Origin of the sequence: Pigmentiphaga litoralis (assembly GCF_048632615.1) — a bacterium.
GTDB lineage: Bacteria > Pseudomonadota > Gammaproteobacteria > Burkholderiales > Burkholderiaceae_B > Pigmentiphaga > Pigmentiphaga litoralis_B.
This window is the reverse complement of the sequence record NZ_CP184479.1, coordinates 416,467-438,560: the sequence shown is the minus strand read 5'-3', so window position 1 is coordinate 438,560 and position 22,094 is coordinate 416,467. Positions and strand designations below refer to the sequence as shown.

Genomic DNA, 22,094 nt, shown 5'->3' with positions numbered 1-22,094 from the left:
GATTGACTCTTGAACGTTGCGGGGTGGCCCGGCGGCCGGGAGGAGGTATATGAATTCGGTTGCCCGCAAGCCGGACGCATCGGACGGTCGGGCGCCGGCGGGCACCGGATTGTACGCGGTTCCAGGTGGGCCCGAACCGGCTGTGTCCCGAGGGCGACGCGAGCGAAATCATCCTTGCTCTGCGCGTTTTCCCTTGATTGCCCGCATCGAAGTAAAATGACGGGCGAAACCGCGTTTCCCCTCCCTCGATTCTAGTGTCGTCTTCTATTGTGGCCTCCATTTTGCGCCTGCCCGGACCCCTCGCCCTTTCCTCTTTCCGTCGCGAACGCCTGCTCGAACGCCTGCAGTCGCTGCCCGGCGCGATTGCCGATGTCACGGCGCGCTACGTGCATTTCGTGCACACCGACGGACCGCTGTCGGATGCCGATGCCGAGCGCCTCGACAAGCTCCTGCACTATGGCGAGCCTTTCGTGGCCGGGCCGGCGGGCCAGTCGCTGCTCGTCATTCCGCGCCTGGGCACGCTGTCGCCGTGGGCCAGCAAGGCCACCGACATTGCGCGCAATTGCGGCCTGGACGGCGTGCGCCGGATCGAACGCGGGGTGCTGTACACGTTGTCGCCCAAGCGTGGCCTGCTGAGCGGGTTCACCGGCGCCAAGACGCTGAGTCCGGAAGACCTGGCGGCCGTGGCCTCGGTGCTGCACGACCGGATGACCGAAACCGTGGTCGACGGCGAATTCGATGGCGCGCCGCTGTTTGCAACGTTGCCTGGCAAGCCCATGCAGACCGTGCCCGTGCTGGAGCAGGGCATCGCCGCGCTGGCGACCGCCAACCTGACCATGGGCCTGGCGCTGTCCGATGACGAAATCGAGTACCTGGTCAAGTCGTTCACGACGCTGGGCCGCAACCCGACCGACGTCGAACTGATGATGTTCGCGCAGGCCAACAGCGAACACTGCCGTCACAAGATCTTCAACGCGCAGTGGCGCATCGACAGCGCCGATCAGCCCAATACGCTGTTCGGCATGATCCGCGCCACCCACGCGGCGCAGCCCCTGGGCACCGTGGTTGCGTATTCCGACAACGCGGCGGTGATGCAGGGCGGTCCGGCCGAACGCTTCCACGTGCAGGCGGGTGACGCAACCCTGGCCTACGGCAAGCGCGACGCTATCGTCCACACCTTGATGAAAGTGGAAACGCACAATCACCCCACGGCCATTTCGCCCTTTGCGGGCGCATCGACCGGCGCGGGCGGCGAAATCCGCGACGAAGGCGCGACTGGCCGCGGGTCCAAACCCAAGGCAGGCCTGACCGGCTTTACCGTGTCCAACCTGCGCTTTCCGAACGCGCCCGAGCCCTGGGAAACCGACTCGCACGGCCTGCCGGATCGCATTGCGTCGCCGCTGTCCATCATGCTGGAAGGTCCGATTGGCGGCGCCGCGTTCAACAACGAATTCGGCCGTCCAAACCTGGTCGGCTACTTCCGCAGCTACGAACAGACAGCCGGCGGCACGCGTTGGGGCTATCACAAGCCCATCATGATCGCCGGCGGTCTGGGCAGTATTGACGACGGCTATACCCACAAGCTGGACCTGCCTCCGGGGTCGTTGCTGATCCAGCTGGGCGGCCCGGGCATGCGTATTGGCATGGGGGGCGGCGCCGCGTCGAGCATGGGCGTCGGCAGCAACACGGCTGACCTGGACTTCGATTCGGTGCAGCGGGGCAACCCCGAAATCGAGCGGCGAGCGCAAGAAGTGATCGATCGCTGCTGGCAATTGGGCGCCGATAACCCCATCCTGTCGATCCACGACGTGGGGGCGGGTGGCCTGTCGAATGCCTTTCCTGAAGTGGTGGACGGCGCCAATCGCGGCGCCACGTTCGACCTGACGCAAGTGCCGCTGGAAGAGTCCGGCCTGTCGCCCGCCGAAATCTGGTGCAACGAATCGCAGGAACGGTACGTCCTGGCGATCACGCCCAAGGACCTGGAACGCTTCGACGCACTGGCGCGCCGTGAACGGTGCCCGTATGGCGTCGTGGGTGTCGCGACCGAGCAGCGTCAGCTGCGCGTGGTGAACGGCGAAGGTTTCGATGCCGCCGACACCTCAGCGGAAGATTGGGCGCGCACGTCCCGTCCGGTCGACGTGCCGATCGAGGTGATTCTGGGCAAGACGCCCCGCATGGTGCGCGACGTGGCGCGCCTGCCTGGCGTGCGTGAACCGATCGACGTGGTCGGTATGGAACTGGACGACATTGCGCTGCGCGTGATGCGTCACCCAACCGTTGCCAACAAGACTTTCCTGATCACCATTGGTGACCGGACGGTGGGCGGCATGTCGTCCCGCGACCAGATGGTGGGCCCCTGGCAAGTGCCCGTGGCCGACTGCGCCGTGACGCTGGCCGATTATCGCGGCTTCCGCGGCGAGGCCATGGCCATGGGCGAACGCAGCCCGCTGGCTGTGATCGACGCGGCGGCGTCCGGACGCATGGCGGTGGCCGAAGCCATCACCAACATCGTGGCGGCGCCGGTGGCGCGCCTGGAAGACATCAAGCTGTCGGCAAACTGGATGGCAGCCTGCGGCGAGCCAGGCCAGGACGCCGCCCTGTATGACACGGTCCACGCCGTCAGTCAGCTGTGCCAGCAGGTCGGCCTGTCCATTCCCGTTGGCAAGGACTCGCTGTCGATGCGCACCGGCTGGCAGGTGGATGGCGAAGACCGCAAGGTGGTTTCGCCAGTGTCGCTGGTGGTGACGGCCTTTGCCTCGATCGAAGACGTCCGTCCTTCGCTGACCCCGCAGCTGCGTACCGACGAAGGCGACACGTCGCTGATCCTGATCGACCTGGGCCAAGGCCGGAACCGCCTGGGCGGCTCGGTCCTGTCGCAGGTGATCAACCAGGTGGGCGACAGCGTGCCCGACATCGAGTCGGCCGACCAGCTCGTCGCCTTCTTTGCCGCGGTCCGCACCTTGGCCGAAAGCGGTGTCATCCTCGCCTATCACGACCGTTCCGATGGCGGCGTGTTTGCCACGGTGTGCGAAATGGCCTTTGCCGGCCGCGTGGGTGTCACGCTGAACATCGACATGCTGACGCTCGACCCGCATGCCGCGGACTGGGGCGACTTCAAGATCCGTGCCGATCAGGTGGCCGTGCAGCGCGCCGAACTGACCTTCAAGGCCTTGTTCTCGGAAGAGGCAGGCGCCGTGATCCAGGTTCCGACCGCCAGCCGCAACGCAGTCATGGAAGTGCTGCGCGGCGCCGGGCTGTCCAAGCACTCGCACGTGATCGGCAGCCTGAACACGACCGACACGATCGACATCTACCGCGACGCCAAGAAGGTCTGGTCCAAGCCGCGTGTCGAATTGGCGCAGGCCTGGAGCGAAGTGAGCCACCGCATCATGGCCCTGCGCGACAACCCTGCCAGCGCCAAGGCCGAATTCGACATCTGGGCAGACAAGGACAACCCGGGACTGTCGCCTCGGGTGACGTTCGACCCTCAGGCCGACGTCGCGGCCCCGATGATCGCCACCGGCAAGCGCCCGCGCGTCGCCATCCTGCGTGAGCAGGGCTGCAACAGCCACGTCGAAATGGCCTACGGCTTTGACAAGGCAGGCTTTGCGTCGCACGACGTGCACATGACCGACCTGTTGGCGGGCCGGGTCGACCTGAACGAATACCACGGGCTGGTGGCTGTGGGCGGCTTCAGCTACGGCGACGTGCTGGGGGCGGGGGAAGGCTGGGCCAAGACCATCCAGTTCAACGCCATGCTGGCGGATATGTTCTCGGCCTACTTCGGCCGTCAGGAAACGTTCGCGCTGGGCGTGTGCAATGGCTGCCAGATGCTGGCGGCTCTGGCGTCGATGATCCCGGGTGCGGAGCACTGGCCTCGGTTCACGCGCAACCAGTCCGAAAAGTTCGAAGCGCGCTTCGCCATGGTGGAAGTCATGGACTCGCCGTCCATTTTCCTGCAAGGCATGGCCGGATCCCAGGTGCCGATTGCCGTGTCGCATGGTGAAGGCTACGCCAACTTCACGCAGCAGGGCGATGCGGGCAGGGTGCTGGGCGCGCTGCGCTACGTGGACAACCGCGGTCAGGCCACGGAAACCTATCCGTACAACCCGAACGGCAGCGCGGGTGGCCTGACGGGCGTGACGACTCCTGATGGCCGCTTCACGGCCCTGATGCCGCACGCTGAACGTGTCTTCCGCAACGTGCAAATGTCGTGGGCGCCCAAGACCTGGGGCGAGCAGGACAGCGGCGGCGAATTCTCGCCGTGGATGCGTATGTTCCGTAACGCGCGGGTGTGGGTGGGCTAAACCCCGCTGCACCAGCTTGGCAGTTCCTGGTCGCCGGGGCTGCTTGAAAAAATGGCCTGTTCGTCGGGAAGACGACCAGGCCATTTTTTGGCTGGACCGGGAAGCGAGGCGGGCCATAAAACAGGCGGCCCACAAACAGGCGGCTCACAAACAAGCGGCCCATACAACAAGCGGCCCACACAAAACAAAACCCCCAGGCAAGCCCGGGGGTTTTGTTCAACACGGTAAGCATGGAACGCCTTGCGACGTTCCTAGAATCAGGCTTGCGCCTGAATCAGATGCTTAGAACTTGTGCTGCAGGCCGAAGGCCAGCTGGCGACGGCTCACGTCCGTGTAAGTCGAACGGGTCTGGAACTGACGCTGTTCGTAGTCGTTGAAGAAAGCGTACACGTTGGTGCGCTTCGACAGGTCATACACGTAACCAACAGCGTAGCCGTCGATTTCCGAGGCAGTCGTCTTTTGGTAGGCAGCCATCACCTTACCGGCGCCCAGAGGTGCGCTCAGGCCGACGGTGTAGGCGTTGTCGTTGCTGTGCAGAGCAGCGAAGTTGTTCGCGTAGTTAGCGCCGGTAGGCGAAACCAGTGCGCCGCCAACGTTGTTCAGCGGGTTCTTGATGTGCGACCAGCCAGCGTAAGCAGCAACCACGCCGAAGTCATACGATGCGCCGACGATCAGGTTCTGGGGCTTTTCGCCGCCGTTCAGAGCCTGGTTGGCGTCCGACAGGTTCGAGTAGGCGTACGTAGCAACAGCCTTCAGAGGGCCGTTTTCGTACTTCAGGCCAACGTCAACCATGCGGTTGTTGTTGCCGTTGCCGACGACTTCTTGCTCAACACCAGCGGTACCCGACTGGAAGCTGTAGCCGATCGCGCCTTGGAAGCCGGCGATGACGGGCGAGTAGTAGTAAGCCGAGTTGTTGACACGCGAACCGGCGCCGAAGTCACCTTGGTTGTAGCCGAAGGTGGTGCCGATGGTCGAACGCGAGTACGACAGACCGAACGGGTTGACGATACCAGCAGCCCACATGAAGCCCAGGTTGGTCGTACGGCCCAGGGTCAGGCGGCCAGCGCGGGCGCTTTCCAGACCGACGAATGCGTAACGGCCGAACAGACGACCTTGGGTCGACGTACCGTCATCGATGTTGAAGCCGCTTTCCAGTTGGAAAATTGCCTTCAGGCCGTTGCCGATGTCTTCCGAACCACGGATACCCCAGCGCGATTGAGCGCCCAGGCCGCTGTCGATGCCGTTGCGGGCCTTCGAACCTTCAGTCTTGTCATTCAAGAAACCAACGTCAGCGATACCGTACAACGTCACGTTGCTTTGGGCGTTAGCTGCACCGGCAAAGCCAGCCAACAGAGCGGCGGCGAGAAGGGTCTTCTTCATTTAATTAGGTCTCCAACGGAGTGAATAACACGATAAGCCAACAGCGTCATACACAAGCGCTCGGCTAGGGCCGAACCTTTGTCTATGTGCCGCGGCGGCCTTGCTCTCGATTTCAGTGAGCGATGGTGCTGGCTGCGAGAAATCTGGAATGAATTTCACCAGAAAAGCCGAAGGCGTGCCAACTCTTAATTCCGCTGCAACAATGATGTGTTGCGATTTGCCCTAAACGCTGTGACATCCTTGCAACCGAAGCTTGGAATAGGGATGGAAAACTGCGCCATGCCCCCAAACACGTTTCAGTAAAAACGCCCCACGTTGCAGTAACATGACGTCGATGCTCAGTGGGGCGTTTTCTACAACTAAGGCAAACCCTGATAGCGGAAAATTAAGCTGCCAGGATTAGTTTTAGTGTTGGTTCAAACCAACGTTTGCCATCAGTTGATTTTTGCCTTCTGGCGCAGGCTGGCCTGGAAGTCGCGCAATTTGGCCTGGCGCAAGGACTCTTCGATCTGCGGACGCAGCTGATCGAGCGGCGGGAACTGGCTGTCCCGCACATCTTCAAGACGGATGACGTGCCAGCCGAACTGCGTCTGCACCGGGTTGGCGGTGGTCTGACCCTTGGACAGGCCAGCCAGCGCATCGGAGAACGGCTTGACGTAGGTGCTTGCCGGCGCCCAATCCAGATCCCCACCATTGGCGGCGGATCCAGGGTCTTTCGACTGCTTGGCCAGCTCTTCGAACTTTGCACCCTTGTTCAGCTGGGCAATGATGTCCTTGGCCTGGGCTTCGGTTTCGACCAGGATGTGGCGGGCGCGGAATTCCTTGTCGCCCTGGGCGCTCTTGACGCGGTCGTATTCGGCCTGGACCTGTTGCGGCGTGATCGCGTTCTTGGCGAGGTAGTCGTTGAACAGGCCGCGAATCAGCACACTTTGGCGCGTCAGGTCGATTTCGGCCTGGACTTCCGGCTGCTTGGCGATGCCGCGCTTGTCGGCTTCTTGCAGGAAGACTTCACGGTTGATGAGTTCTTCGCGGATCTGCTCGCGCAGTTGCGGCGAGTCGGGCTGGCCTTGCTTGGTCAGCAGGTTGACGAACTGGTCAACGCGCGAAGACGGAATGGCCTTGCCGTTCACGACGGCTGCGTTCTGGGCAAAGGCGGGAACTGCCACGGCCAGCGCAGCCGTCAACATCAAAACACGCTTCATCAGGGAAATCCTTACTATGAATAGATCGGCCGGAAGCCAGCCTGATTTGTTAGGTCTTGTCGGAATTTTCTTGGGAAGTGAGCGCCGTGATGGCAAGCGCATGCACCTCGTCAGGCATCAGATCCTTCAATCGATCATACACCAGGCGATGTCGGCTCACCCTTGACAAGCCCGTGAAACGGTCCGAAACGATGCGTACCCGGAAGTGTCCCGCTCCGCCTGCCGCGCCGGCATGGCCGGCATGCAGGTGGGATTCGTCGGTGACGTCAAGCGCCTGCGGGTCGAGTCCGCCAAGCAGGCTGCGAATGGTGGCGACGCGGGCGGCGGTCATGACCGTTCCGCCCCGGCGTCGGTTTCCGCCTTGATCACTTCAGCCGCGCCTTCTTTAGCCGGTGTCTTCATGTGACGCCCCAGGTAGATCGACTGAAGGATCACGAAGGCAATCAGCAGGCCAAAAATTCCGAACACTTTGAACGTCACCCAGGTTTCGGTGGGCCAGTTGTAGGCCACGTACAGATTGACGCAGCCGACCGCGGCGAAAAAAGCGCCCAGGCGGTATTCAGGCGATTCCAGATGGCGTCGGGCAGCTGGATCTGGGCGCCGAGCATGCTGCGCATCAGGTTCTTTTTGGCGACGAGCTGTCCGCCCAGCAGGACAACGGCGAACAACCAGTACAGCACCGTGGGCTTCCACTTGATGAACAATTCGTTATGCAGGAACAACGTCGCCCCGCCGAAGACGACGATGATGGTCAGGTTGATCCAGTGCATGGGCTCGATTTTCTTGCGCCGGGCAACCAGCCACAGGATCTGCAGCACGCTGGCCGCCATGGCGACGCCGGTCGCGACGTACAGGTCGGCAAATTTGTAGGCGCCAAAAAAGAGCAGAAGGGGAAATAGATCGAACAGAAGTTTCATTTGGGCTCGATAGTCAGGAAACGGATCTTGTCGACGGCGGGCGGTACGCGGCGCACGGCGGCAAGGGAAGGGAGCTTATCGCGGATCGGCGCGGGCAGGGAAACGGCGGCGGCCGGTTCATACGGCGTGTCCAGGAACGCTGTTGTTGGTAAAACGCTATTTATCTAGGTGCTATCGCTATCTTGGGGTGCTCTATATATATAGAGAGAGAGAGGGGCGAAAATCCAGTGAAGCGCCCGGCGCCAGCGCCGCCTGCGCGTCAGGTCAGGGCGCATCGGGCCCGAGCGGGTCGGCAGGGCTCGTCGGCAAGGTGCGTCGGCGGGCTGCTTCGGCAGGCTGCTTCGGTAGGCTGCTTCGCAGGGGGGCCAACGGGGGGACGATGCAGCGTGTCGTGTGCCGAGGATCCGGATGTCGCGGCCTGTCGGCAGACCGCGACCCCTGTCACCCTCAGCGCGGTGCGGCTTCGGCCGGGCTGAACGGTTCGAACTTCAGCGACACGGAGTTGATGCAATAGCGCACGCCAGTGGGCGGCGGGCCATCGGGAAAGACGTGGCCGAGATGGGCGTCGCACACGTTGCACAGCACTTCCGTACGGACCATGCCGTGGGTGGTGTCCTGCTCTTCACGCACGTTGTCAGGGTCGAGCGCCTTGAAGTAGCTGGGCCAGCCGCAGGACGAGTCGAATTTGGTGTCCGAGGCGAACAGGGGCGTGTTGCAGGCGACGCAGCGGTAGATCCCCGGCTCGTGGTGGTCCCAGTATTCGCCGGTAAAGGCGCGCTCTGTCGCCTTTTCCCGGGCGACCGCGTACTGCATCGGGGTCAGCAGGGTGCGCCATTCGGCGTCGGATTTGTTCACTTTCTTTGGAGCTGTCATGCGGGGGTCCTCACGAAGAACAACTGACTTCCAGATGGCTCGCCCAGTCCGGCGGGATACGGCAGTACACGTCGAATCCCGGTTTTTCGGTATACGGATCCTTCAGCAGCATCACCAGGGTCTGGATTTCCGATGTGTCGCGCTGCGCGGCGGCGCGGATCGCCGTCTCGGCCAAATGATTACGCAACACATACAGCGGATTGATGCGATTCATCGCGTCGGCCCGCGCTGCATCGTCCAGATCGTCCAGGCGCAGGCGAGCCCGGTAGGTATCGAGCCAGGCTTCCGCTGCCGGGCGATCGGCAAACAGGTCGACGAACGTTTCCCGGCCGGCCGATGCCGCCGATTCCGTGGTCGCATCCTTGTGGACCTGGGCCAGGCGGCGGAAGCTGAGCGTGAAGTCAGCGCCGTTCCGGTGCATGACCGCCCACAGAGCGTTGACCAGGTCGGCATCCGTGTCGCGCCAGGCGACCAGCCCCAGCTTGCGGGCCATCAGGCCATGGAAAGTGTCCAGGAACGTGGCTTCGTAACCATCCAGCGACGCGCGAATGGCGTCTTCGTCTTCGATCAGGGGGAACAGCGCGCCAGCCAGCTTGTACAGATTCCAATGGCCCACGGCGGGTTGCGCGTCCCAGGCATAGCGGCCCGCGCTGTCGGTGTGGTTGCAGATGTGGTGAGCATCGAAAGCATCCATGAACCCGTAGGGGCCGTAGTCCAGCGTCAGGCCCAGGATCGACATATTGTCCGTATTCATGACGCCATGGCAGAAGCCAACCACTTGCCACTGCGCCATCAGCGCCGCCGTCCGCCGGGTGACTTCGGCCAGCAACCGGAGGTATGGACCGCCCGCCACATCGGCAGCGCCGTCCGGCGCCGTGCGGCACGCGGGGTAGAAGTGATCGATCACGTAGTCCGCCAGGACGCGCAGCGGTTCGATCTGCTGCCGGCTCGCCCAGTGTTCGAAAGATCCGAAGCGCACGAACGACGGCGACATGCGGGTCACGACGGCGGCCGTTTCCATGGTTTCGCGGCGCACCGGATCATCGGACGCGACCAGCGCCAGCGCACGGGTGGTGGGGATCCCCAGGCCGGCCATCGCCTCGGACGCCAGATATTCCCGTACCGATGAACGCAGCACTGCCTTGCCGTCGCCCATCCGGGAATACGGCGTGCGCCCGGATCCCTTCAATTGCAGTTCCCACGGGCCGGCGGGCGTATCGACCTCGCCCAGCAGCAATGCCCGCCCGTCACCCAGTTGACCGGCCCACACGCCGAATTGATGCCCGCTGTAGACCGCCGCCAGCGACACTCCGCCCGGCAAGGGCTCGGCGCCGGAAAATACGCGCAGGAACGCAGGGGTCGTGAAAACGTCGGGCGACAGGCCAACCAGCGCTGCGGCGTCGGCATTGGCATGCACCAGCCACGGGTCGGTCAGGGGTTGCGCCGTCACGCGGGTGTAGAAGTCGGGCGATGCGTCGGCGAACGAATTGACGACCTTCAGGGCGTCGAGCGTAGGAGCAAGAGGGGTCGTCATGGCCAGGGCGGGTGCGGGGAACTCGATAAAAGAAGGTTAACCTATTTGTTCCACTGCGACGGCGGGGTTCGTCGCAAGGTGTTGCCGGGCATGTCGAGCGTTCCGGCAGCCGATGGCGGGGCCTTTTTTTGTCCCTTGCGGGCGTTCGGGAGAGTGCGGGTTGGAAGGCGGGATCGTTGCGCTGCTCAATGGCATCAGCTATGGGCTGTTGCTGTTCATGCTGTCGGCGGGGCTGACGCTTATCTTCAGCATGATGGGTGTGATCAATTTCGCCCATGCCAGTTTCTATATGTTGGGGGCATATGCCGCCTACGCCATTACGACCCATATCGACGCCTCGTCCGCGTGGGCCGGGGCGGGCTTCTGGGCGGCGCTGGTGCTGGCGCCGCTGAGCGTCGGCGTGCTGGGTGCGCTGGTGGAACGATATGGCCTGCGGCGGGTGCGCGGCCAGGGGCACGTGGCCGAACTGCTGTTTACCTTTGCGCTGGCCTATGTGATCGGTGAGGTCGTTCAGCTGATCTGGGGACGCTCCGCCGTGCCGTACCGGCTGCCTGAATCGTTGCAGCAGCCGCTGTTCGTGGTCGACGGTACGCAGTTTCCGGCCTATCGAGCGGGGATGATGGCCGTCGCCGGAGGGATGCTGCTGGCTCTGTGGATCCTGCTGCACCGCACGCGGGTCGGGCTGGTCATCCAGGCCGCCATGACGCATCCGTCCATGGTCGAAGCCCTGGGTCACGACGTGCCGCGGGTGCTGATGGCGGTATTCGCTAGCGGGTGCCTGCTGGCGGGGCTGGCCGGCGCGGTTGGAGGCAGCGTGTTCGTGACCGATCCGGGCATGGCGCTGGCGGTGGGGCCGATCGTGTTCGTCGTGACGGTAGTGGGCGGCCTGGGGTCGCTGACCGGGGCGTTCGTGGCCAGTCTGTTGATCGGTGTGCTGCAGACGTTCGCGGTCGGCCTCGATACGCCAGTGGGTGATCTGATCGGGGTGGCGGCAGGCCCGGCGGACGGCGTCGTCACCTTTCTGGCGCCCTTGCTGGGCTTGCCCCTGTCGCGGATCGCGCCGGTCCTGCCTTATCTGGTGCTGGTAGGCGTGTTGATCTGGCGGCCGTTCGGCTTGCTCGGAAGGCGCGAGTCGTGACACGGACATGGTTCGTCGTGGCGCTCGTCCTGTTGCTGGCGCCGTGGGTGATGGGCGGCGTGTCCGGCAATGCCTATGGCGTGACGCTGCTGTCCCACATGTGCGCGATGACGGTGTTTGCGCTGTCCTACAACCTGTTGCTGGGTCAGACAGGCCTGCTGTCCTTCGGCCACGCGGTCTACGCCGGCATGGGCGGCTGGGTGGCGGTGCGCGTACTGAACCTGGCGGGCGAAGGACTGCCCTTGCCGGTGTCGCTGGTTCCGCTGGCCGGCGGACTGGGGGCGCGGCCTTCGGTCTGCTGTTCGGGGTGCTGACCACGCGCCGCGGCGGAACGCCGTTCGCGATGATCTCGCTGGGTATTGGCGAGCTGATGTACGCGGTGGCGGCGATGTTCCCGTCCTGGTTCGGCGGCGAGGCGGGCCTTGCCACCAATCGCGTCGTGGGCGATCCGGTATTCGGGATTACGTTCGGCCCGGACATCGAAATCTATTACCTGACGGCGGCATGGACCTTGGCCGCTGCCCTGGCCATGTACGGGCTGACCCGTACGCCGCTAGGCAGGATTGCCACGGCAGTGCGCGATAACGCCGAACGCGTCGGCTTTGTCGGCTACGACGCGACGCGGGTCCGCTGCACGATGCTTGTGGCTGCCGCGTTCTTTGCCGGCATGTCGGGCGCGTTGACGGCGTTGAACGTGGAAGTGGTCAGCGCGGAAAGCCTGGGCTCGATGCGATCAGGCATGGTGTTGCTGGCGGTGGTGATTGGCGGATCGGCGTACTTCATCGGCCCCGTGCTCGGCGCCATCTCGGTCACGCTGATGGCGATGGCCTTGTCGCGCCACACCCCGGCATGGCAGCTATATCTCGGCCTTGCGTTTGCCGCGACCGTGATGTTCGCGCCGGGCGGCATCGCGGGGTTTGTAGCGGACCATTGCCGGCAATGGCGGGAACGCGGCTGGCGCATGATCTCGGCCCGATATGTTCTGGCGGCGTCGGGGCTGCTGCTAGGTGTGTTCGGCACGGTCGAACTGGTCGAGCCGCTGTACCGCGAACGTTTGCGTCTGGGGCAAGCGGCGCCGGTGCAAGACGCCGCAGGCGTTTCTACCGGATGGTGGGAGATCGGAGGCGGCATGCCCTGGTGGATGGCCGTGGGGGCCGTGGCGTCAGGCATCGGCATGCTGATCCTGGCTCGTCGGCGCCGGGCGCGGGCAGAGGGCGGCCTGGGCCAGGACGCTGCCAGGCCCCGGACAGGGGCGGCTTGATGTCCAGGCCGATCAAACCGCGCGCGCAGCCGGCGGCTGCCGAGACTGCGATGGTCAGCGGTGCGTCATCATCCCCCTGTCCGGCACCGCCGCCCTGCAGCTGACCGATGTTTCCAAGCGGTGGGGCAAGGTCGACGTGCTGCGATCGGTCTCGCTGTCGGTCGCCGCGGGTGAACGCCACGCCGTCATCGGTCCCAATGGCGCTGGCAAGTCGACCCTCTTTCATGTGATCTCGGGTCTGACATCCCCTACGAGCGGCCGCATCCAGCTGGAAGGTCGCGACATCGGTGGGCTGGCGCCGCACGTCATCAACCGGCGAGGGCTGTCACGCAGCTTCCAGGTCACGAATGTATTTCCACGGATGACGGTAATCGACAATCTGCGGTGCGCGGCGTCCTGGTCGCTTGGCGCCGGATATGCGTTCTGGCGGCGCGCATCGGCGCAGCGTCCGATCAACGAGCGTGCCGATCATCTGGCGGACCGTCTGGGCCTGCACGCCGACCGATGGCGTCTGGCCGGTGAACTGGCTTATGCGCAGCAGCGCGCATTGGAACTGGGCATGACCCTTGCCACCGACGCGCGGGTGCTGTTGCTCGACGAACCCACGGCGGGCATGAACCGCGCCGAAGCCGCGCGCATGGTCGAACTGGTGCGCGGCGCCGCGGCGGGGCGATCACTGTTGATCATCGAGCACGATATGGAAGTCGTGTTTGCGCTGGCCGATCGGCTGTCGGTGCTGGTGCAGGGCGAGGTGATTGCGTCCGGCGCGCCCGATGCCGTGCGCAACGATCCGGCGGTACGCGCAGCGTATCTGGGACAGACACGGGTCGACGAAAACGGGACGGCCTCATCCTTGCACGGAAAAGGGCAGGCATCATGACCGGGCGGCACCATGCGACGTCCTGACCCCGGGGTGTCCCCGTTGCAGGTACAGGGCCTGCACGCCTGGTATGGCGCAAGTCACGTATTGCAGGGCGTGGACCTGAACGTGCAGCCTGGCGAGATCGTGGCCCTGCTCGGCCGCAATGGCGCGGGCCGGTCCACCACGGCGCGCGCGTTGATGGGGATGGTGCAGGCGCGCGGGCACATGCTGTGGCAGGGCGAGCAATGGCTGGGACGCCGCACCGTTGACATCGCGCGCGCCGGCATCGGTTACGTGCCGGAAAGCCGCGACGTGTTTCCCACGTTGACCGTGCTTCAAAACCTGGCGCTGGGCGTGCGGCGCGGCGGCGCGCCGTCGGGGTGGACGCTGGCCGATACCTGGAAGCGCTTTCCCCAGCTGGAGCGACGCGCGCACACCCCGGCGCATGCCCTGTCGGGCGGCGAGCAGCAGATGCTGTCGCTGAGCCGCACGCTGATGGGCGATCCTGCGCTCATCATCGTTGACGAGCCTACCGAGGGCCTGGCGCCGATGCTGGTGGAGCAGGTCGCGCGCTGCCTTGAGGCCGTCAGGGACCGTGGACGATCCGTGTTGCTGATCGAACAGCGTCTGGACATTGCCTTGCAAATTTCCAGTCGTCTGTATGTGCTTGGACATGGCAAGATCGTGTTCGAAGGGACGCCCGACACACTGCGCCTGAATGGCGCGGTGCGCCGCGACTGGATCGAGCTGTAGCAGACACCACGACAAGGACAAGCATGGCTGCCGCCTACGAGGTCCGAGAGGACATCGCCGTCATTACCCTCGACAATCCGCCGGTCAACGGCCTGGGATTCGACACGCGCCGCGACCTGGTCGAAGGCGTACAGCGCGCCGGTGAGGACGACGCCATCCGGGCCATTGTCGTGACCGGGGCGGGCAAGGCGTTTTCTGGCGGGACGGACACCCAGGAGTTCAACACCCCCAAAGCCTTGCAGGAACCCATTGTGCTCTCGACGATCAATCAGGTCGAAGCGTCCAGCAAACCCGTGATCGCCGCGATCCACGGCGTGGCCTTGGGCGTGGGGCTTGAGTTGGCCATGGGTTGCCACTACCGCGTCGCCACGCCCGACGCTCGGCTGGCGCTGCCAGAAGTGCGGCTTGGGCTGATGCCAGGCGCGGGCGGCACGCAGCGGTTGCCACGCGCCATCGGCGTGCCGCGTGCGCTGGCCATGATCTTGTCGGGCGATTCCTTTCCGTCGGCCGATTTTGCCGATACTGCCTTGATCCAGGCCCTGATCGAAGGGGATCTCGTCGACGGCGCCTGCGACTTCGCGCGCCGGGTGGCCATTCCGGCCGCGGCGGAAGGACGCATGCCGCGCTTGCGTGATCTGGGCGTCGAGACCGACGGCGTGGCCCTGGCCATTGAACAGGCCCGGGCGGGAATTGCGCATACGTCCCCCCAACTGCTTGCCCCCGCTCACTGCATCGATGCCATCGAGGCGGCGACGACGGACCCGTTCGAACAAGGCATGCGCCGTGAGCGCGAGTCCTTCCTGACCCTGCTGGAATCGCCGCAAGCACGTGCCTTGCGGCATGGTTTGACGAGCGAACGGGAGGCGGGCAAGGTCGACGGCCTGCCTGCCGACGTCACCCCCGCGCCACTGGACGTGATCGCCGTCGTGGGGGAGGCCGGACACGGCCTCGACCTGGCGCAAGTCGCCGCGCGCGCAGGGTATACCGTGTTGTGGTTCAACACGGCCGACGGCGCGGTGACCGTGGCCGCGGCGGCGGCTGCCGCAGCCGATTCGGCGAACGCGGGTGCTCCGGGTACGGCGGCCGACGATGCGCCTGACACCCTGGACAGCCTGACGCAGGTGGCGGACCTTGCCGCACTTGCCGACGCCGACCTCGTGATCGTGACCTCGCAGCCCGGCATGGACCCCGATCTGCCCTTGTTCGAAGACCTGGACGAACTGATGAAGCCCCATGCCATCCTGGCGGCCGACGCGGCCACCACGGACATCGATGCGCTGGCGTCCTTTACGCAGCGCCCCGACAAGGTCGTGGCCTTGCACGGCTGCCGGTCGTCGCTGGGGGTTGGCGTGCTCGAGGTCGGCCGTGGCAAACATACCGATGACAGAACGGTCGCCACCGCGCTGGCGTTCGCAAAGCGCGTGGAACTGCCCGCTGTCGTCTGTGTGGGGTTGAACGGACTGATAGGCGAACGCATGCGCCGCCGCTATGGCCGCCATGTCGAATCACTGCAGGATCGCGGCGTGCCGCTGGCGCGCATCATCCACGCGCTGGGCGCCTTCGGTTTCGACCCGCCGCCGTTGTTGCCCGACATGGCGCCCGAGGCCGTCGCACCCGATACCAGCGGCATCGATGACGCCAAGATTGTGGAGTATCTGATGTGCGGCCTGGTCAATGAGGCCTCGCATTTGCTGGACGAAGGCATTGCGCAACGCGCGTCGGATATCGACCTGGTCTGCCTGAAAGGCTATGGCTTCCCGGCGCACACGGGCGGCCCGCTCTGCTATGCGCATGAACGCGGTTTGGATTGCATGGTGGCGAGTCTGCTGGAACACGGCGAGTCGTCTCCCATCGAAACGCACGACTGGGTGCCTTCGCCGCTGCTGGTGCGGCTGGCGTCGGAGGGCAGGCGCTTCGATTAGCGCAAGGGCGCGGGAAACGTTTGCCAGGGCAGTGAAACGTCCGTGGCGGCGCTGACATGTCCCTGTTGGCAGCGGGCGTAAAAAACCCGGCTACGCAACATGACGTAGCCGGGTTCGCGGGGTCTCCAGACGACTACAGGATTTCTGCCGCGTGGTCCGCCAGACGCGAGCGCTCGCCGCGTTGAAGGGTGACGTGGCCCGAGTGCGCCCATCCCTTGAAACGGTCGACCACGTACGTCAGGCCCGAACTGCCTTCGGTTAGGTACGGCGTATCGATCTGCGCGATGTTGCCCAGGCAGATCACCTTGGTGCCGGGGCCTGCCCGCGTGACCAGCGTCTTCATCTGCTTGGGCGTCAGGTTCTGCGCTTCGTCGATGATGAGGAACTTGTTCAGGAAGGTACGGCCGCGCATGAAGTTCAGCGACTTGACCTTTACGCGCGATCGGATCAGGTCCATCGTGGCCGCGCGGCCCCAGTCGCCACCATGATTGCCCGAGTCGGATTCGCCCATGTTCAGCACGTCAAGGTTGTCTTCGAGCGCGCCCATCCACGGCAGCATCTTTTCTTCTTCCGAGCCCGGCAGGAAACCGATGTCTTCGCCGACCGGCACCGTGACCCGCGTCATGATGATCTCGGTGTAGCGCTTGGTTTCAAGCACCTGGGTCAGGCCGGCCGCCAACGCCAACAGCGTCTTGCCGGTGCCTGCCTGGCCGAGCAGCGACACGAAATCGCAGTCCGGATTCATCAACAGGTTCAGCGCGAAGTTCTGCTCGCGGTTGCGCGCCGTAATGCCCCACACGTTGTTTTTCGAATGGGTGTGATCGCGCAAGGTCTGCAGTACCGCCGTCTTGCCGATGACTTCCTTGACCTGCGCGTACAGCGGCATGCTGCCTTCGAAGTACACGAACTGGTTGATCGCGAACTGGGTGCAGAGCGGTCCGGTAATGCGGTAGAACGTGCTGCCGCCCTGTTGCCAGGATTCGATGCCCTTGCCGTGCTTGTCCCAGAAATCGTTGGGCAATTGCAGGATGCCGGTATAGAGCAGGTCGGAATCTTCCAGCACCTGATCGTTGAAATAGTCTTCGGCCTGCAGGCTGAGCGCGCGCGCCTTGACGCGCATGTTGATGTCCTTGGACACCAGCACCACGTCATGGTCGGGGTATTGGTCTTGCAAGGAACGGACGACGCCCAGGATCTGGTTGTCGGCCTTGCCGATAGGCAGGCTTGCCGGCAGTACGGTTTCAACCAGGGTCGTCTGCAATCGCAGGCGGCCAAGCGCTTCCCGGCTGCCCAGCTTGTTCAGCGCAATGCCGTTTTCGATGTCGTCGACATCGCTGACCAGCATGTCCAGCGAACGGCTGACCTGACGCGCATTGCGCGCCACTTCCGACATGCCCTTTTTCTGGTTGTCGAGTTCTTCGAGCGTCATCATCGGCAGGAACACGTCGTGTTCCTCGAACCGGAAGAGCGAACTCGGGTCGTGCAGCAACACGTTCGTGTCGAGCACGAACATCTTGGTCTTTTGCGAGCCCTTGGCTTTGGTGCGCGCAGTGGCGCCGCCTTGCTTGGCGGCCGGCGTTTTCCTGCCCGCCGCCGTGGCCTTGCCGACAGGCTCGGCCGGGGCGGGCGTGCTGCGTGCCTGCGGCGCGCGAGGCGCGTCCGACGGCTCGGCGGCCGGGACCGCGGCCAGCGACGCGGGCGCCGATGCCGCGGCAACCGGCTGCGGCGCGGACGGTGCGTCGGGCGTCAGAAGCACGCCAACGGGCGCGGCCGCCGCTGTCTTGACCGACGCCGACTTGCCGGCGCGCGTCCGCGACGTCTTGGCGGGCGCGGCCTGAATGCCGGACAGTTCGGGTTGGACTTCAAGCGGGAGGGAAGAAGACGCCTGGGGCGCGGCGGTATCCGACTTCTTGGTTCGTGCGGCGGGTCGCGCGGGTTCACCCGTAGGAAAAGACAAAATGGCTGCGGGCCGGGTGGGCATCTTTGGAAGCGGCATGAGCGCGTATCTCCTCGTATGGGAATCCTAACGATACTGCACTTCGGTTGCCGTATCGTCCCGACGAGTGGATTAAAGATGTGACCGTCCGCGCCGCTTGCCCGCGGCCCGCTGCCTCAGCCCAGTTCGCGCACGGCCGCAAGCACGGCGTCGACGTGACCGGGCACCTTCAACCCGCGCCATTCCTTGCGCAGCACGCCGTCCGCGTCAATCAGAAACGTGCTGCGTTCGATGCCGCGCACCTGCTTGCCGTACATGTTTTTCAGCTTCATGACACCGTACATTTCGCACACGGTCTCGTTGGGGTCGGCAATCAGCGCGAACGGAAATTCCTGCTTGTCGCGGAACTTGAGGTGCGACGACAGGGTGTCGCGCGACACGCCAAAGATCCGCGCGCCGGCGGCCTCGAATTCGGCATGCAGGTCCCTGAAATTCTGCCCTTGCGTCGTGCACCCTGGGGTGTTGTCTTTCGGATAGAAATACAACACCACGATCTGGCCCTTCATGGCTTCAAGCGAAAAATCGCCGTCGGTGCTGGGGGCGGTAAAGGTTGGTGCGGGGCTGTCGATGGCAATGGTCATAGGGTCCTTGAAAGAACGTCACGGGCAAGACACCCGGATAGCAGTACGGCGAAAAGCGTGAGCCGCGGCAGGGCAGATCTGGAGCGCTGGGCGACCGGGCGCGCCCGGTGCGCCCTTCAGGTCAGCCCGGCAGCAGCGCGACCACCACACGGCGGTCTTCGGACATCAGAATGTTGTACGTGCGTGAAGCTGCCTGGCTATCCATCATTTCGACGCCCACCCCCGCCTTGAGCAACGGCCGCAGCAGCGCGGGCGCAAGAAAACGTTGCTTGTTGCCGGTGCCGATCAGCAGCACTTCGGGCAGGGGCCGGGAGTCGAGGTCGACCAGCTGGGCCATTGCCGCAGCGTCGATCTGCTCGACCGATTCGGGGGACCATCGCGCGACGTCGCCTTCCGGACCAAAAACGACGGCATGGGCATACTCGGTCTTGTTGACTTCGATGTAGCCGTCGCCGTAGCCGGTAACGGTGTTCAGGGACGTATTCGGGTCGGAATGCAATTTCACGTTCTGCTCCGGAAATGGAGGGGCGGGCCGCAGGGTCCACGTGGCGCCCGGTCACGACGACCCACGGGTATGCGGACGGCCGCCAGGGAAGAGGCCGCCAGCGATTTGCTAGGGGCAGCCCGTTTAGCTAGATTATAGGTTTACGCGGTGCGATACAGCCCCGGGTCGGACGGTTTTGCCCACCCCGTTGCCGCTTTCTGACCGCTTTCTTGTCACCTTTAAGGAATCACCATGTCGACCCCATCGCGCGAGTTTTCGCGCATTCAGCGTTTGCCGCCCTACGTGTTCAACATCACGGCGGAGCTGAAGATGGCGGCGCGCCGACGAGGCGAAGACATCATCGACATGTCGATGGGCAATCCTGATGGCGACACGCCCGCCCATATCGTCGACAAGCTGGTCGAAGCCACCAAGCGCCCGGGCACGCATGGCTATTCGGTCTCGAAGGGGATCCCCCGGCTGCGCAAGGCCATTGCCGACTGGTATGGCCGGCGATACGGCGTGGACATCGATCCCGAAACCGAAGCGATCGTCACCATCGGGTCGAAAGAAGGCCTGGCGCACCTGATGCTGGCCACGCTGGACCGTGGCGACACCGTGCTGGTGCCCAATCCCAGCTACCCGATCCACATCTATGGCGCGGTAATTGCCGGGGCCGACATCCGGTCGGTCCGCATGACGCCGGGCACCGACTTTTTGTCGAGCTGGAACGCGCGATCAAGGAATCCATTCCCAAGCCCAAGATGATCATTCTGGGCTTTCCAAGCAACCCGACGGCCCAGTGCGTGGACCTGTCGTTCTTCGAGCGTGTCGTGGCGCTGGCCCGCGAGCACAACATTCTGGTCGTGCACGACCTGGCTTACGCCGACATCACCTTCGATGGCTACGTCGCGCCGTCGATCATGCAGGTGCCCGGTGCGCGCGACGTGGCGGTCGAATTCTTTACCATGAGCAAGAGCTACAACATGGCCGGCTGGCGTGTCGGCTACATGGTGGGCAACAAGGAACTGGTCAACGCGCTGGCCAGGATCAAGAGTTACCACGACTATGGCACGTTCACGCCCATCCAGGTGGCGTCGATCGCCGCGCTGGAAGGGCCGCAGGAATGCGTTGCCGAGGTGGTCGAACAGTATCGCCGCCGCCGCGACGTGCTGAGTCAAGGGGCTGCACGAAGCCGGCTGGATGGTCGAGAACCCCAAGGCCTCGATGTACATCTGGGCCAAGATACCCGAGCCTTACGCAAATCTGGGCTCGTTGGAATTTGCCAAGCGCCTGCTGGCGGACGCGCATGTGGCGGTGTCGCCAGGCATCGGTTTTGGCGAGTATGGCGACGATCACGTCCGTTTTGCGCTGATCGAGAACGAACAGCGCACCCGCCAGGCCGTGCGCGGGATCAAGGACATGTTCCGCAAGGACGGGCTGGTGCAGCGTCCGGCATGATCCGGATGGCCTGATTTGTCCTGATGGACGCCGGGCAGGCCCCGGCGTCCGTTAAACTGGCGTCATTGTCGCGTAAACCCCGCGATCTCTTTTCAGCAATTCCCCCGGAAGCAGCATGGAACCCATCCGAGTAGGCCTCCTGGGCCTAGGCGTGGTTGGCGGCGGCACATTCAATGTGCTGGCGCGCAACGCCGAAGAAATCGCCCGCCGTGCCGGGCGCCATATCGTCGTGACGAAGGTGTCCGCACGCGATCTCGTCAAAGCCAAGAGCCGTGTCGGCGACGCCGCGCAGGTCGTGGCCGACCCGTTCGAGATCGTGCGCGATCCGTCCATCGACATCGTCGTGGAACTGATTGGTGGCGACGGCCTGGCGCGTGAACTGGTGCTCGAGGCCATCGCCCACGGCAAGCATGTGGTCACCGCCAACAAAGCGTTGCTCGCCAAGCACGGCAATGAAATCTTCGCGCTGGCCAGCGAGAAGGGCGTCATGGTGATGTTCGAAGCGGCCGTCGCCGGCGGCATCCCGATCATCAAGGCCATTCGCGAAGGCCTGACCGCCAACCAGATCGAATGGGTCGCCGGCATCATCAACGGCACGACCAACTTCATCCTGTCCGAAATGCGCGCCAGGGGCCTGCCGTTCGCAGACGTGCTGGCCGAAGCGCAACAGCTCGGCTATGCCGAAGCCGATCCGACCTTCGACGTCGAAGGCGTCGACGCCGCACACAAACTGACCTTGCTGTCCGCCATCGCGTTCGGCGTGCCGGTGCAGTTCGACAAGGCGTACGTCGAAGGCATTTCGTCGCTGTCGCAAACGGACATTTCGTATGCCGAAGAACTGGGCTACCGGATCAAGCTGCTGGGCGTGACCAAGGCGCGGCCCGATGGCATCGAACTGCGCGTGCATCCCACTCTGATCCCGGCCAAGCGTCTGCTGGCCAATGTCGAAGGCGCCATGAACGCGGTGCTGGTGCAGGGCGACGCCGTGGGCGCCACCCTGTATTACGGCAAGGGCGCTGGCGAAGAGCCTACCGCGTCCGCCGTCGTCGCCGACCTGGTGGACGTTACCCGCCTGCATACGGCCGATCCGGAACATCGCGTGCCGCACCTGGCGTTCCAGCCGCAATCGATGTCCGACAAGCCCATCTTGCCGATCGACGCGGTCACCACCTCGTATTACCTGCGCCTGACCGTCAATGACGTGCCCGGCGTGCTGGCCGACATCACCCGCATCCTTGCGGACGCGTCGATCTCGATCGGTTCCATGATCCAGAAGCCGCGTGAAGGGTCGACCCAGGCCGACATCATCTTCCTTACGCACGAAGCCATCGAACGCAATGTGAATGCCGCCATTGCACGCATCGAGGCGTTGACCACCGTCCAGTCCAAGGTGACCCGCCTGCGACTCGAAAACCTGGCCTGA

Annotated in this window: 16 protein-coding genes and 2 pseudogenes; 9 read left to right on the top strand and 9 right to left on the bottom strand. The window is 64.2% G+C overall.

The genetic code is table 11. The annotated features are described in order from the left end of the window. Window positions 1-254 precede the first annotated feature (254 nt). The gene (gene purL / locus ACNANG_RS02075; RefSeq protein WP_420225795.1) at window positions 255-4,307 is read left to right on the top strand and encodes a phosphoribosylformylglycinamidine synthase; all 4,053 of its coding nucleotides are present in this window, start codon (window positions 255-257) and stop codon (window positions 4,305-4,307) included. Between the two features lie 282 nt (window positions 4,308-4,589). Here the strand turns inward: purL and ACNANG_RS02070 are convergent, their stop codons facing one another. From ACNANG_RS02070 to ACNANG_RS02045, 6 genes and pseudogenes are all read right to left on the bottom strand, one after another. After that, window positions 4,590-5,687 (bottom strand): porin, encoded by a 1,098-nt coding sequence (locus ACNANG_RS02070; RefSeq protein WP_420225794.1) that lies wholly within the window; start codon window positions 5,685-5,687, stop codon window positions 4,590-4,592. Window positions 5,688-6,121: 434 nt separating this feature from the next. Beyond that, window positions 6,122-6,889, bottom strand: coding sequence for a foldase protein PrsA (locus ACNANG_RS02065; RefSeq protein WP_420225793.1), 768 nt, complete (start codon window positions 6,887-6,889; stop codon window positions 6,122-6,124). A gap of 49 nt (window positions 6,890-6,938) precedes the next feature. Beyond that, on the bottom strand, window positions 6,939-7,220 hold the full coding sequence (locus ACNANG_RS02060) for a BolA family protein (protein WP_420225792.1): 282 nt from the start codon (window positions 7,218-7,220) through the stop codon (window positions 6,939-6,941). After that, window positions 7,217-7,806, bottom strand: a pseudogene (locus ACNANG_RS02055) (septation protein A). The gene ACNANG_RS02060 and the pseudogene ACNANG_RS02055 overlap by 4 nt, the downstream one beginning before the upstream one ends. Window positions 7,807-8,253: 447 nt before the next feature. Beyond that, window positions 8,254-8,679, bottom strand: a complete 426-nt coding sequence (gene msrB / locus ACNANG_RS02050) for a peptide-methionine (R)-S-oxide reductase MsrB (protein ID WP_420225791.1) — start codon at window positions 8,677-8,679, stop codon at window positions 8,254-8,256. Window positions 8,680-8,689: 10 nt separating this feature from the next. Beyond that, window positions 8,690-10,213 (bottom strand): protein adenylyltransferase SelO, encoded by a 1,524-nt coding sequence (locus ACNANG_RS02045; RefSeq protein ID WP_420225790.1) that lies wholly within the window; start codon window positions 10,211-10,213, stop codon window positions 8,690-8,692. 112 nt (window positions 10,214-10,325) lie between these two features. Here ACNANG_RS02045 and ACNANG_RS02040 point away from each other — a divergent pair, with 112 nt between their 5' ends. The 6 genes from ACNANG_RS02040 (at window position 10,326) to ACNANG_RS02015 (ending at window position 16,149) form a co-directional block, all read left to right on the top strand. Then, window positions 10,326-11,351 carry a branched-chain amino acid ABC transporter permease gene (locus tag ACNANG_RS02040; RefSeq protein WP_420225789.1) on the top strand — a complete coding sequence of 342 codons (1,026 nt, stop codon included), beginning with the start codon at window positions 10,326-10,328 and terminating at the stop codon, window positions 11,349-11,351. Further along, window positions 11,348-11,665 (top strand): hypothetical protein, encoded by a 318-nt coding sequence (locus tag ACNANG_RS02035; protein ID WP_420225788.1) that lies wholly within the window; start codon window positions 11,348-11,350, stop codon window positions 11,663-11,665. The genes ACNANG_RS02040 and ACNANG_RS02035 overlap by 4 nt, the downstream gene beginning before the upstream one ends. After that, window positions 11,659-12,612, top strand: a complete 954-nt coding sequence (locus tag ACNANG_RS02030; protein WP_420225787.1) for a branched-chain amino acid ABC transporter permease — start codon at window positions 11,659-11,661, stop codon at window positions 12,610-12,612. The genes ACNANG_RS02035 and ACNANG_RS02030 overlap by 7 nt, the downstream gene beginning before the upstream one ends. A gap of 136 nt (window positions 12,613-12,748) precedes the next feature. Continuing rightward, on the top strand, window positions 12,749-13,492 hold the full coding sequence (locus tag ACNANG_RS02025) for an ABC transporter ATP-binding protein (RefSeq protein ID WP_420225786.1): 744 nt from the start codon (window positions 12,749-12,751) through the stop codon (window positions 13,490-13,492). Window positions 13,493-13,504: 12 nt separating this feature from the next. After that, complete coding sequence (locus tag ACNANG_RS02020) at window positions 13,505-14,227, top strand: ABC transporter ATP-binding protein (RefSeq protein WP_420225785.1); 723 nt, start codon at window positions 13,505-13,507, stop codon at window positions 14,225-14,227. Between the two features lie 23 nt (window positions 14,228-14,250). Then, window positions 14,251-16,149, top strand: a complete 1,899-nt coding sequence (locus ACNANG_RS02015; protein ID WP_420225784.1) for an enoyl-CoA hydratase-related protein — start codon at window positions 14,251-14,253, stop codon at window positions 16,147-16,149. A gap of 133 nt (window positions 16,150-16,282) precedes the next feature. On the opposite strand, the gene ACNANG_RS02010 is transcribed toward ACNANG_RS02015, so the two are convergent. From ACNANG_RS02010 to ACNANG_RS02000, 3 genes are all read right to left on the bottom strand, one after another. Then, entirely contained in the window at window positions 16,283-18,145 is a 1,863-nt protein-coding gene (locus ACNANG_RS02010) for a PhoH family protein (RefSeq protein ID WP_420225783.1), read from the bottom strand. A 116-nt stretch (window positions 18,146-18,261) separates the two neighbouring features. Further along, window positions 18,262-18,726, bottom strand: a complete 465-nt coding sequence (locus ACNANG_RS02005; protein WP_420225782.1) for a peroxiredoxin — start codon at window positions 18,724-18,726, stop codon at window positions 18,262-18,264. Window positions 18,727-18,847: 121 nt separating this feature from the next. Continuing rightward, complete coding sequence (locus ACNANG_RS02000; RefSeq protein ID WP_420225781.1) at window positions 18,848-19,231, bottom strand: Mth938-like domain-containing protein; 384 nt, start codon at window positions 19,229-19,231, stop codon at window positions 18,848-18,850. Window positions 19,232-19,462: 231 nt separating this feature from the next. Between ACNANG_RS02000 and alaC the strand changes: the two are divergent. Next, window positions 19,463-20,671 (top strand): annotated as a pseudogene (gene alaC / locus ACNANG_RS01995) (alanine transaminase). Between the two features lie 115 nt (window positions 20,672-20,786). Beyond that, entirely contained in the window at window positions 20,787-22,094 is a 1,308-nt protein-coding gene (locus ACNANG_RS01990; protein ID WP_420225780.1) for a homoserine dehydrogenase, read from the top strand.

Excerpts from the sequence above, each read along its gene's own strand:
- ACNANG_RS02070 (WP_420225794.1), bottom strand. The coding sequence starts at position 5,687 with ATGAAGAAGACCCTTCTCGCCGCCGCTCTGTTGGCTGGCTTTGCCGGT.
- ACNANG_RS02065 (WP_420225793.1), bottom strand. The coding sequence starts at position 6,889 with ATGAAGCGTGTTTTGATGTTGACGGCTGCGCTGGCCGTGGCAGTTCCC.
- ACNANG_RS02060 (WP_420225792.1), bottom strand. The coding sequence starts at position 7,220 with ATGACCGCCGCCCGCGTCGCCACCATTCGCAGCCTGCTTGGCGGACTC.
- msrB (WP_420225791.1), bottom strand. The coding sequence starts at position 8,679 with ATGACAGCTCCAAAGAAAGTGAACAAATCCGACGCCGAATGGCGCACC.
- ACNANG_RS02045 (WP_420225790.1), bottom strand. The coding sequence starts at position 10,213 with ATGACGACCCCTCTTGCTCCTACGCTCGACGCCCTGAAGGTCGTCAAT.
- ACNANG_RS02040 (WP_420225789.1), top strand. The coding sequence starts at position 10,326 with ATGGCGGGGCCTTTTTTTGTCCCTTGCGGGCGTTCGGGAGAGTGCGGG.
- ACNANG_RS02020 (WP_420225785.1), top strand. The coding sequence starts at position 13,505 with ATGCGACGTCCTGACCCCGGGGTGTCCCCGTTGCAGGTACAGGGCCTG.
- ACNANG_RS02015 (WP_420225784.1), top strand. The coding sequence starts at position 14,251 with ATGGCTGCCGCCTACGAGGTCCGAGAGGACATCGCCGTCATTACCCTC.
- ACNANG_RS02010 (WP_420225783.1), bottom strand. The coding sequence starts at position 18,145 with ATGCCGCTTCCAAAGATGCCCACCCGGCCCGCAGCCATTTTGTCTTTT.
- ACNANG_RS02005 (WP_420225782.1), bottom strand. The coding sequence starts at position 18,726 with ATGACCATTGCCATCGACAGCCCCGCACCAACCTTTACCGCCCCCAGC.
- ACNANG_RS01990 (WP_420225780.1), top strand. The coding sequence starts at position 20,787 with ATGGAACCCATCCGAGTAGGCCTCCTGGGCCTAGGCGTGGTTGGCGGC.